Origin of the sequence: Streptomyces sp. SID4985, from assembly GCF_009863025.1 — a bacterium.
Classification (GTDB): Bacteria; Actinomycetota; Actinomycetes; order Streptomycetales; family Streptomycetaceae; genus Streptomyces.
The window spans coordinates 1-10,710 of the sequence record NZ_WWIR01000175.1 but is presented as its reverse complement, the minus strand read 5'-3'; the positions used below and the strand labels follow the sequence as shown (position 1 = coordinate 10,710).

At 72.9% G+C, this 10,710-nt stretch carries 8 protein-coding genes and 1 pseudogene; 7 read left to right on the top strand and 2 right to left on the bottom strand.

Going from position 1 to position 10,710, the window contains the following annotated elements; translation table 11 throughout:
• From GTW40_RS06950 to GTW40_RS06935, 4 genes and pseudogenes are all read left to right on the top strand, one after another.
• A pseudogene (locus tag GTW40_RS06950) lies at positions 1–1,866 on the top strand (hypothetical protein); the annotation flags it as partial.
• A gap of 300 nt (positions 1,867–2,166) precedes the next feature.
• On the top strand, positions 2,167–3,567 hold the full coding sequence (locus tag GTW40_RS06945; RefSeq protein WP_161179276.1) for an APC family permease: 1,401 nt from the start codon (positions 2,167–2,169) through the stop codon (positions 3,565–3,567).
• Positions 3,568–3,691: 124 nt separating this feature from the next.
• Positions 3,692–6,331 carry a CocE/NonD family hydrolase gene (locus tag GTW40_RS06940; RefSeq protein WP_161179275.1) on the top strand — a complete coding sequence of 880 codons (2,640 nt, stop codon included), beginning with the start codon at positions 3,692–3,694 and terminating at the stop codon, positions 6,329–6,331.
• Positions 6,328–7,191 (top strand): ABC transporter permease, encoded by an 864-nt coding sequence (locus GTW40_RS06935; protein ID WP_161179274.1) that lies wholly within the window; start codon positions 6,328–6,330, stop codon positions 7,189–7,191. Before GTW40_RS06940 ends, GTW40_RS06935 begins: the two co-directional genes overlap by 4 nt.
• Positions 7,192–7,283: 92 nt before the next feature.
• Here the strand turns inward: GTW40_RS06935 and GTW40_RS06930 are convergent, their stop codons facing one another.
• Entirely contained in the window at positions 7,284–7,691 is a 408-nt protein-coding gene (locus tag GTW40_RS06930; protein ID WP_161179273.1) for a rodlin, read from the bottom strand.
• Between the two features lie 288 nt (positions 7,692–7,979).
• On the bottom strand, positions 7,980–8,390 hold the full coding sequence (locus tag GTW40_RS06925) for a rodlin (RefSeq protein WP_161179272.1): 411 nt from the start codon (positions 8,388–8,390) through the stop codon (positions 7,980–7,982).
• Between the two features lie 259 nt (positions 8,391–8,649).
• Between GTW40_RS06925 and GTW40_RS06920 the strand changes: the two genes are divergently transcribed.
• The 3 genes from GTW40_RS06920 to GTW40_RS06910 form a co-directional block, all read left to right on the top strand.
• Entirely contained in the window at positions 8,650–9,060 is a 411-nt protein-coding gene (locus GTW40_RS06920) for a rodlin (RefSeq protein WP_161179271.1), read from the top strand.
• Between the two features lie 292 nt (positions 9,061–9,352).
• A complete protein-coding gene (chpD, locus tag GTW40_RS06915) occupies positions 9,353–9,580 on the top strand; it encodes a chaplin ChpD (protein ID WP_161179277.1) in 228 nt (75 codons plus the stop codon).
• 121 nt (positions 9,581–9,701) lie between these two features.
• Positions 9,702–10,710, top strand: a 1,009-nt coding sequence (locus tag GTW40_RS06910; protein WP_161179270.1) for a chaplin family protein, incomplete at its 3' end; no start/stop codon positions are given.

The following is a 10,710-nucleotide window of genomic DNA, read 5'->3' as shown; positions in this document are numbered from 1 at the left end:
CGCGCCCCGCTCGTGGACGCCCTCGAACTGACCCTGCGCGCCCGGGCCCTGGACGACGTGGCCCCGGCGGCACCGGTCACCGCGCCCGCCGCCCCGGCCGGCCTCCCCGAGTCGCTGCCCGAACTCGTCCTGCGGGCCAGGGAGTTGGACACGCAGGGACACCCGGACGCCCTCGCGTGCTGGGCCCGGCTGCGCACCCTGGTCGCCGCCCCCGGCTACGTCCACCCCGACGACCCGGCCGTGGGCCCGCTCGTCCGGCTGCGCGCCGACCTGCTGGCCGACGAGGCGGACCGGGCGGCCGCGAAGGACCGCTACACCGACGCCGCCGACCTCCAGGACGAGGCCGCCGCCCTGTACGACGAGGCGGGCGAGCCCGGTGACGCGGCGCTCTCCCGGGCCAGTGCCCTGCTCGCCCGCGCCCAGATCCCCCCGCGGGACGCCGCCGACCCGGCCGGGGAGCGGACCGCCGCGCTGACCGCCGCCCACGCGGGCGTGGTCCGCCTCCACGAGGAGGCGGACGGCCTCGCCCCGTACCAGGAGGCGCGGCTGTTGCGGCTGCGGGCGACCCTGCTCGGGCTGCGGCTCCAGACCTCGGGCGACGAGGAGCACATCGCGCCGCTCTTCGCCGAGGCGGACCTGCTGTACGCGTTCGCCGACCGGCACGACATCGCCGGACAGCGCTCCGGCGCCCTGCTGCTGCGGGCGAGCACCCACGCCCTCGCCGGTGACGTGCCCACCGCCGTCACCGGGATCGACACCCTCCTGGAGCGGCTCGGGAAGGAAGGACCCGCCTGGCACGTGCCCCGCGCCCTCGCGCTGCGCGGCCGCTTCCAGCTCGGCCTCCACGACGCCGAGGCCGCCCACGAGAGCCTGGCCGAGGCCCTGCGCCTGGGCGCCGAGTGGCCCGCCGACACGGCCCACGCCATCCGCGTCCACACCGATCTGGCCCAGGCGTGTCTGCACCTCGGGCGCCCTGGCGAGGCGCTGCGGCACCTGACCCGTTCGGCGGAGCTGGGCCTGCGCGACGGCGACCGCACGGACGCGTTCTGCGCCTACATGGAGGCGGCCCGGATCAGCCTGCAGCTCGGCCGCGCCGAGGACTGCGTCTCCCTGGTCGACTCCCTCCTGGCCGAACCGGACGTCGCGGCCGGGGAGATGAACGACCGGATCGTGGCCCAGCTGCGGCTGACCCGCGCCCGCGCGCTGCACGCGCTGGACGACCTCAAGGCCGCCGTCGTCGAGTACGTCACCCTCGCGGCGGAGTCGGCCGGCTGGGAGGACGACGAGCGCGCCCACGCGATGATCGCCGCCGAGACGGCCGTACTCCTCGCGGAGGCGGGCGAGTTCGGCCACGCCCGCGAGGTCGCGGAGCAGGTGCGCGCCGTCCACGCCCGCTCCCCGCGCTACGACCAGCTCAGCGGCGTCCTGCGCGAGATCGCCCTCCTCCAGGTGAAGCGGGAGGGCGCCGACGGTCTGGACGACGCCCTCGCCCTCCTCGCCGACGCGGGCCGGATCGCGGAGGAGGCCGCCGCCGCGGGCCATCGGGGTCGGCCCCGCTCCCTGGAGACCGCCCTGGCCTACGAGTCCGGCCAGGTCTACGCCTACGCCGGGGACAACGACAGCGCGCTGGCCTCCCTGGAGAAGGCCGTCGCCCTGCTCGGCGACCCGGGGGAGGACGCCGAGCACGCGGCCGAGTGGGCCGAGTGCGTGCGGCTCGCGGGTGTCGTGGAGGGCATCTTCCTGGAGCGCCCCGCCCCCGCCCGTACCCGTCTGGAGGCCGCCGTCACCCGGCTGGCCGCCCTCGGCCACACCGAACAGGCCGAGGAACTGGCCCCCCTCGTGACCCGGCTGCGCGACGAGGAGTGACCCGAGGCCGTCCCCACCCGGGGCCCGGAAGCGCGCGAACCGCTTCCGGGCCCCGGTTTTTTTCGCGGGGCACCTGCGGTTCCCGCACCGGTGACAAGCGGGGAACCACCCGCGAGATGCCGCTGTATGCGTAGCGGCAAGCCGGGTTTACCTACGGAATCCGTAGCCGAACACCCATTGACGCGCCGGTTTTCGTCGGTGTTCGATGCGCGCCAGGAGCGAGAGACATGACGTACGCCACGAACCGCCGGAGGCGATAGCGCTCCCTTCCGAGCCCGCACGAGTCGATCGGACCGCCGCATGACCGACACGCTCCGCCCCGCCGAGGACGCCGCCCCCGGGCACCCGTCCGACAGCCCCCAGAAGCTCAAGCGTTCCATCGGCGTCGTCGGCGGCACCCTGCTGACGCTCTCCTGCGTGACCCCCGCCTCCACCCTCTTCGTCGTCGTCCCCGACCTCTTCGGCACCCTCGGCACCGCCACCGCGCTCACCATCGCCATCGGCTCGCTGCTCTGCATCGCCGTGGCGTTCTGCTACGCCGAGCTGGGCACCCTCATCCCGAGCGCGGGCGGCGAGTACGCCATGGTCTCCACGCTGGCCGGGCGGCTCACCGGCTGGCTGGTCTTCGTGCTCTCCCTGCTGGTCGTCATGATCGTGCCGCCCGTCATCGCGATGGGCACCGCCGACTACCTCGCCCCCGTCGTGCACCTGGACCCCTCGCTCACCGGCGCCGCCGTGATGCTGCTCGCCACCCTCGCCGGACTGCTCGACCTGCGCGCCAACGCCTGGATCACCGGGATCTTCCTGGTCCTGGAGGTCATCGCGGCCGCCGTCGTCGCCGTCCTCGGCTTCGCCCACGGGCACCGGGGGCTCGACAGCCTCGTCTCGATGCAGGTCGCGGGCGCCCACGGCCACACGGACGCCGTGACCGCGGCGCTGGTCGTCTCCGGACTCGCCATCGCCCTCTTCGTCACCCAGGGCTTCTCGACCGCCGTCTACCTCTCCGAGGAACTGGAGCACCCGCGCCGCGACGTGGCCCGCACCGTGCTGGCCACCCTCGCCATCTCCACCGTGATCATCCTGGTCCCGGTCGCCGCCATCACCCTGGGCGCCACCGACCTCAAGGAGCTGACCGGCGGCGACATCAGCTCCATGGTCACCGCCTGGTCCAACACGGCCGTCGGCACCTTCGTCAGCCTCTGCGTCGCCCTCGCCATCGTCAACGCGGGCATCGTGATGGTCATCCAGAACTCCCGTGTCCTGTTCGCCTCCGCCCGCGACAAGGCGTGGCCCACCCCGGTCAACGGCCTCTTCTCCAACCTCGGCCGCTTCGGCTCCCCGTGGGTCGCCACCCTCGCCGTCGGCGTCCCCGGCGCGCTGTTCTGCTTCGTCGACCTCGACACCCTCTACGGCGTCACCGGCGTCTCCGTGACCGCGATGTACCTGCTCGTCGCCGTCGCCGCCCTGCTCGGCCGCCGCGACCCCCACCGGCACACCCCCGCCTGGCGGATGCCGCTGTGGCCCGCGCTGCCGATCCTGCTCATCGTCGTCCTCACCTACGTCCTCACCCAGCAGGACGTCGGCTACCTCCTGTGGACCGGCGGCATCACCGCCGTCGCCACCCTCTACTGGGCGCTCTACCTCCGCCCCCGCGCCGCCACCCACTGGCTCGTCTCCCTCCCCGAGGACACGCGCCCCTGACACCGCCCCCTCGCGGTGTACCGCGCTCGCGGTACACCCGGCCGGGCGCGTACTCCCCGGGGAGGGCCGGGGGTTCAGCCCGGCGGCGCCGTCCGCCGCAGCTCCGGGCCCTTACGGTGGGGTCATGGATCTTCGAGTGCCCGTGGCGCGGCTCCTGAAGGGGCCCCGCCGGGCGGCCGCCGCCCTCTCCGCCGCCGCGCTGCTCGTGGCCGCCGGAACCTGGACGGCGACCGCCTCCGGCGACGACACCCCCCGGGTGCACCAGGTCGACCAGAAGCTCACCACCGCCGACGGCACCCGCCTGACCACGTCCTTCTTCACCGACGGCCGCCCCGGCCGCCGCCCCGCCGTCCTGCTCGCCCACGGCTTCGGCGGCAGCAAGAAGGACATGCTCGGCCAGGCCCAGGACCTCGCCCGGCACGGCTACGCGGTCATGACCTGGTCCGCGCGCGGCTTCGGCCGCTCCACCGGCGAGATCGGCCTGAACGACCCCGAGCACGAGGTCAAGGACGTCTCCCAGCTCATCGACTGGCTCGCCAGGCGCCCCGAGGTCCGCCTCGACGCCCCCGGCGACCCCCGCGTCGGCATGGCCGGAGCCTCCTACGGCGGCGCCATCTCCCTGCTCGCCGCCGGGTACGACCCCCGCGTCGACGCCATCGCCCCCGCCGTCACCTACTGGGACCTCGCCGACGCCCTGTTCCCCGACGGCGTGTTCAAGAAGCTGTGGGCCGGGGTCTTCTTCAGCTCCGGCGGCGGCTGCGCGGACTTCGAGCCCGCCCTGTGCCGGATGTACCAGCGCGTCGCCCAGTCCGGCGTCCCGGACGCCGACGCCCGCCGCCTCCTGGAGAAACGCTCCCCCTCCGCCGTCGCCGCCCGCATCAAGGTGCCCACGCTCCTCTTCCAGGGCCAGACGGACTCCCTGTTCACCCTCGCCCAGTCCGACGCGGCCGAACGGGCGATCAGGGCCAACGGCGCCCCGGTCAAGGTCGACTGGATCTCCGGCGGCCACGACGGCGGCGACAACGAGACCAACCGTGTCGCCACCCGGATGCGCTCCTGGTTCGACCGCTACCTCAAGGACGAGACCTCCGCCGCCACCGGCCCCGCCTTCCGCGTCACCCGCACCGGAGGCGTCGACTCCACCGACGGCGCCGTCCAGCTGCGCGGCGCCAGCGCGAACGCCTACCCCGGCCTCCACTCCGACCAGCACACCATGCCGCTCACCGGCGGCGCCCAGCACGTCGCCAACCCGGCCGGCGCGGGCCCGCCCGCCGTCTCCGCGCTGCCCGGCCTCGGCAGCCTGGCCCGGCTCTCCGCCCTCGGCACCGGCGTCTCCCTCGACTTCCCCGGCCAGAACGCCCACTTCGACTCCGCCCCGCTGCGCTCCACGCTCCGCGTCACCGGCTCACCCACCGCACGCGTCCACGTCAAGGCCACCTCCGACGACGCGGTCCTCTTCGCCAAGCTCTACGACGTCGGCCCCGGCGGCACCCGCGTCCTGCCCTCCCAGCTGGTCACACCCCTGCGCATCACCGGCGCCCGCGCGGGCAACGACGTCACGGTCATCCTCCCGGCCATCGACCACGAGGTGCAGAAGGGCCACCGGCTCAGCCTGGTCCTCGCCTCCACCGACCTCGCCTACGCCTCCCCGACCGCCCCGGCGACGTACACCGTCTCGCTGAAAAGCGCCCTGAGCGTGCCCACCGCCCCGGGCGTCACCACCGCCCGGACCCCGCTGCCCGCCTGGGTCTGGTGGCTGCCCCTCGCGGGCGCCGCCCTCGCCGCCGCCCTGCTCCTCACCGCCCGCCGCCCCACCAGCGCTCCCGCCCCCGACCCCGAGCTGGCCGAAGTCCCGCTCGTCATCGGCGACTTGAGCAAGCGCTACACGGGCTCCGCCGACCGCTACGCCGTACGCGAGCTGTCCTTCCGCGTCGAGAAGGGCCAGGTACTCGGACTCCTCGGCCCCAACGGCGCGGGCAAGACCACCACCCTGCGGATGCTGATGGGCCTCATCCGGCCCGACGCGGGCGAGATCCGCGTCTTCGGCCACGCCGTACGCCCCGGCGCCCCCGTCCTCTCCCGGGTCGGCGCCTTCGTGGAGGGCGCGGGCTTCCTGCCGCACCTGTCCGGCCGGGAGAACCTGGAACTGTACTGGCGGGCCACCGGCCGCCCCGCCGAGGACGCGCACCTCGCCGAAGCCCTGGAGATCGCGGGCCTCGGCGACGCCCTCGGCCGCGCGGTCCGCACCTACTCCCAGGGCATGCGCCAGCGCCTGGCCATCGCCCAGGCCATGCTCGGCCTGCCCGACCTGCTCATCCTGGACGAGCCCACCAACGGCCTCGACCCGCCCCAGATCCGCGAGATGCGCGAGGTGATGATCCGCTACGCGGCCGCCGGACGCACGGTCATCGTCTCCAGCCATCTCCTCGCCGAGGTCGAGCAGTCCTGCACCCACCTCGTGGTGATGGACCGGGGCCGACTGGTCCAGGCGGGCCCGGTCCGCGACATCATCGGCTCCGGCGACACCCTCCTGGTCGGCACCGGAACCCCGGTGCGCGAACCGCTCGTGGAGAAGGTGGCCGCGCTGCCCGGCGTCGCCTCCGCCGTACGCACCGAGGACGGGCTGCTCGTCCGCCTGGAGCCCGGCGCCACCGCCGAGGCCCTGGTCGTGGACCTCGTCCGCCTGGAGGTGCCCGTCGCCTCCGTCGGCCCGCACCGGCGCCTGGAAGACGCCTTCCTCACCCTGATCGGAGGCACCCCGTGAGCACGCTCACCCCGGGCGCGGACACGGCACCCGGCTACCGTCCCGTCCGCACCCTGCCCGTGCGCGTGGAGCTGATCCGCCAGCTCAAGCGCCGCCGCACGCTGGTCATGGGCCTGCTCCTGGCCGTGCTGCCGTTCGTGCTCCTCGCCGCCTTCGCCATCGGCGGCAAGCCCGGCGGCCGCAGCTCCCGGATCACCCTCATGGACACCGCCACCGCCTCCGGCGCCAACTTCGCCGCCGTCGCCCTGTTCGTCTCGGCGGGCTTCCTGCTGGTCATCCCGGTCGCGCTGTTCTGCGGGGACACGGTCGCCTCCGAGGCCAACTGGTCCTCGCTGCGCTATCTGCTCGCCGCGCCCGTGCCCCGGGTACGGCTGCTGTGGTCCAAGCTGGTCGTCGCCCTCGGGATGAGCCTGGCCGCGATGGTGCTGCTGCCCGCCGTGGCCCTCGTCGCGGGCACCGCCGCCTACGGCTGGGGCCCGCTGCGCATCCCCACCGGGGGCGCGCTGGAGCCGGGCGTCGCGCTGCAGCGCCTCGCGGTCGCGGTGGCCTACATCTTCGTGTCCCAACTGGTCACCGCCGCCCTCGCGTTCTGGCTGTCGACCCGTACGGACGCCCCGCTCGGCGCGGTCGGCGGCGCGGTGGGCCTGACCATCGTCGGCAACGTCCTGGACGCCGTCACCGCCCTCGGCGACTGGCGCGACTTCCTGCCCGCGCACTGGCAGTTCGCCTGGGCGGACGCCCTCCAGCCGCACGCCGAGTGGGCCGGGATGATCCAGGGCGCCTCGGTCTCGGTGGCCTACGCCCTCGTCCTGTTCGCCCTGGCCTTCCGGGGGTTCGCCCGCAAGGACGTGGTGTCGTAGGGCACTTGGGCGTCGGAGGGCGAGGCGTCCGGACATACGAAACGGCGGGCCACCGGGGAAACCGGTGGCCCGCCGTCGCGGTACGGGCTGGATCAGCCGTTGCCGGCGCCGTTGCCGGACAGGGCGGAGATGTCGTCCAGGATGTGCGAGAGCGGCTCGTCGCCCTTGGCCTGGGTGGAGTTCTCCACGCACTGCTGGTTCTGCGGCGAGGACAGGATCGGGATGTCCTGGACGCCGACGTTGATGAGCGCGAGCACCGACTGGGCGTTGATCTTCGCGGGCAGGCCGATGCACGGCTTGTTCAGCGACCCCTGGACCAGCGCGAGCTGCGGGCTCATGTCACCGAAGGTGGCCGAGTTGCCGAACGACTGCGAGGCGCCGTTGCCGCTGAACGAGGTGGTGCCGTGGTCGTCCCCGATGGCGAGGGCCTGCGGGGCGGCCACGCCCGCGAGACCGGCGACGGAGGCGGCGACAGCCGCGGTTGCCCACAGCTTCTTCATGTGCGTTCCCTTTCGAAAGGCGGACTCCGGGGAGGAGTTGCGTGATCGTCAACGGGTCGGCGGACACCGGGGTTGCGGTCTGTGCCCCTATCGGGGCAGCGCAGTGCGATGAGTTCACAAGCGCCCCCTCGTTCGTGGAGTCGCGCGTTCGTGAAGCCGCACCCAAGTCCTGCGATGCACGCGCCGGTTCACCGCTCCCCGGACATGCCGACGGGCCGCCGAATCGCTCGGCGGCCCGCTGGGGAGGGGCCCGCGAGGGGCCCCTCACATCTCCGGATCAGTGGCTGATCAGTTGTTGCCGGCGCCGTTGCCGGACAGGGCGGAGATGTCGTCCAGGATGTGCGACAGCGGCTCGTCGCCCTTGGCCTGGGTGGAGTTCTCGACACACTGCTGGTTCTGCGGCGAGGACAGGATCGGGATGTCCTGGACACCGACGTTGAGCAGACCGATCAGGGACTGCGCGTTGACCTTCGCGGGCAGGCCGATGCAGGGCTTGTTCAGCGAACCCTGGATGAGCGCCATCTGCGGGCTCATGTTGCCGTAGGTGGCGGAGTTGCCGAACGCCTGCGAAGCACCGTTTCCGCTGAACGACGTGGTGCCGGTGTCGTTGCCGATGGCCAGGGCCGGCGACGCGGCGGCGGCGGAGACACCGACAACGGAGGCGGCGACCGCGGCGGCGGCCAGAACCTTCTTGATCACTTGCGATTCCCTTCTGGAGAAACCCCGTCACCGGAGTGCCCGGCTCAACTGCCCCGCCCGCCGCGGGGTTCCTCTCGTTCACTCCGATGGCCCACACGGGAAACGGCCGAAAGCCCGATTTTCCAAGGGAAATTCGCATCCACTCCGCGCCGCGTCACGATCCGATCGGGTGACATACCGCAACCATTTCGCCGCCCCGGGGTTGATGCCGGACAGGAACGTGCGTCTTGGCGTGGAGCCAGGGAAAGAGGAAAGCGAAATGCTGAAGAAGGCAATGGCCGCGGCCGCGGTCGCCGCGTCCTTCATCGGGGTCTCGGCGGCTGCCGCCCCCCAGGCTCTCGCCATCGGAAACGACACCGGCACCACGTCGCTGAGCGGCAACGGCGCCTCGGAGGCGTTCGGCAACAACGTCACGGGCGGCAACCTCAGCCCGCAGGCCACCCTGGTCCAGAGCTCGCTGAACAAGCTCTGCGTCGGCCTGCCCGTCAAGGCGGACGTCCAGTCGGTCCTCGCGCTGATCAACGTCGGTGTCCAGGACATCCCGGTCCTGTCCTCGCCGCAGAACCAGCAGTGCGCGGAGAACTCCACCCAGGCCAAGAACGACGAGCCGCTCTCCCACCTGGTGGAGGACATCTCCGTCCTCGCGGGCAACGGCGTCGGCAACAACTGACACCCGCGGGCCGGTCCGCCGGTCCGCTCCGAAGGCCGCCCCGCCCGGGGCGGCCTTCGCCGTTTCCCGGTTGTCTCCGCGATTTCCGTCCCCTGTCGAATCCTCTCCGACTGCGCCAACCTGTCAATTCCGTGGAGGCGTTCGAGTGAATTCAGGGGCGACGCGCGTTCCACGGTTTCCTCGGCTGTCTATCCCTCGTTTCACAGCCTGCCGGTCATGGTGCGAGCCGTTCAAGTTGTGCTCGCTCGGTTTCGGCCGACATAAGGACATGACCGCAGAGAAGGGAAACACCATGAAGAAGACCGCTGCTGTCCTCGCCGGCGCCATCCTGGCCCTGGGCGGGGCGGCCCCCGCCTTCGCCGACGCCGGTGCCGAGGGTGCGGCCGTCGGTTCGCCGGGTGTCCTGTCGGGCAACGTCATCCAGATCCCGGTGCACGTTCCGATCAACGTCTGTGGCAACTCGGTCAACGTCATCGCCCTGCTGAACCCGGCGTTCGGCAACGCCTGCGTCAACGGCTGACGCCACCGCCGCAAGGCACCAGCCGCACGGCTGCGTTCAGGCCGGCCCCGGACCGTCGATCCCTTCGAATCTGCGTTCCGGGGCCGGCCTTCCCACTTCTTCGAGCAGGAAGACCACGAGATTGAGACAGACCCTGAGCAAGGGCATCGTCGTGGCCGCAGCCGCGGCCGCGACCGGCGTGCTGTCCTTGTCCTTGTACGGCAGTCAGGCGCTCGCCGATTCGGGAGCGCAGGGCGCGGGACAGCGCTCTCCCGGCGCACTGTCCGGCAACACCCTCCGGGTACCGGTCCACGTCCCGGTCACCATCTGCGGCAACACCGTCGACGTGTCCGCCGCGCTGGACCCGGCCATCGCCGAGTCCTGTGTCACCGGCAAGAGTGCGCGCCACCACGACTCCTACGGTGACGACGACTCCGACGACTCCGGCTACGGCTCCGGCGGCCACACCACCCCGCCGCCCGCCTACGGCCACGAGACCACGGCACCCGCGACGACCCCGCCCCCGTCGTACGGCCACAACGAGACGACCGCTCCCGCCTCGTACGGCGACGACGACGAGGACGAGACGACCCCGCCCCCGTCCTACGGCCACGACAAACCGACCCGGCCCGCGTCCTACGGCAACGACGACGAGGACGAGACCACCCCGCCCCCCGCCTACGGGGGCGACCACGAGACGAAGCCCCCGGCGTCCTACGGCGACGACGACGAGACGAAGCCCCCCGTGTCCTACGGCGACGGCGACGAGGACGAGACGACCCCGCCGCCCGCGTACGGCGGACACGAGACCAAGCCGCCCACGTCGTACGGGGACGACGAGACCAAGCCGCCCTCGTACGGCGACGACGACGAGACCACGCCGCCGCCCTACGGCGGTGAGGAGACGACACCCCCGCCGCACCACAGCACCCCGCCTCCCTACGGCGGCGAGGAAACCACTCCGCCTCCGTACGGCGGTGAGGAGACGACACCTCCGCCGCACCACAGCACTCCGCCTCCGTACGGCGGTGAGGAGACCACTCCTCCGCCGCACCACAGCACACCGCCGCCCTACGGTGGCGAGGAGAGCACTCCTCCGCCGCACACCTCGCCCCCGCCGTACACGCATCCCCCGCACACCCACCCCCCGC

Bases quoted from the DNA above. Each gene is read 5' to 3' on its own strand.
- GTW40_RS06940 (WP_161179275.1), top strand. From the start codon at position 3,692: ATGGATCTTCGAGTGCCCGTGGCGCGGCTCCTGAAGGGGCCCCGCCGG.
- chpD (WP_161179277.1), top strand. From the start codon at position 9,353: ATGAAGAAGACCGCTGCTGTCCTCGCCGGCGCCATCCTGGCCCTGGGC.
- GTW40_RS06945 (WP_161179276.1), top strand. From the start codon at position 2,167: ATGACCGACACGCTCCGCCCCGCCGAGGACGCCGCCCCCGGGCACCCG.
- GTW40_RS06920 (WP_161179271.1), top strand. From the start codon at position 8,650: ATGCTGAAGAAGGCAATGGCCGCGGCCGCGGTCGCCGCGTCCTTCATC.
- GTW40_RS06930 (WP_161179273.1), bottom strand. From the start codon at position 7,691: ATGAAGAAGCTGTGGGCAACCGCGGCTGTCGCCGCCTCCGTCGCCGGT.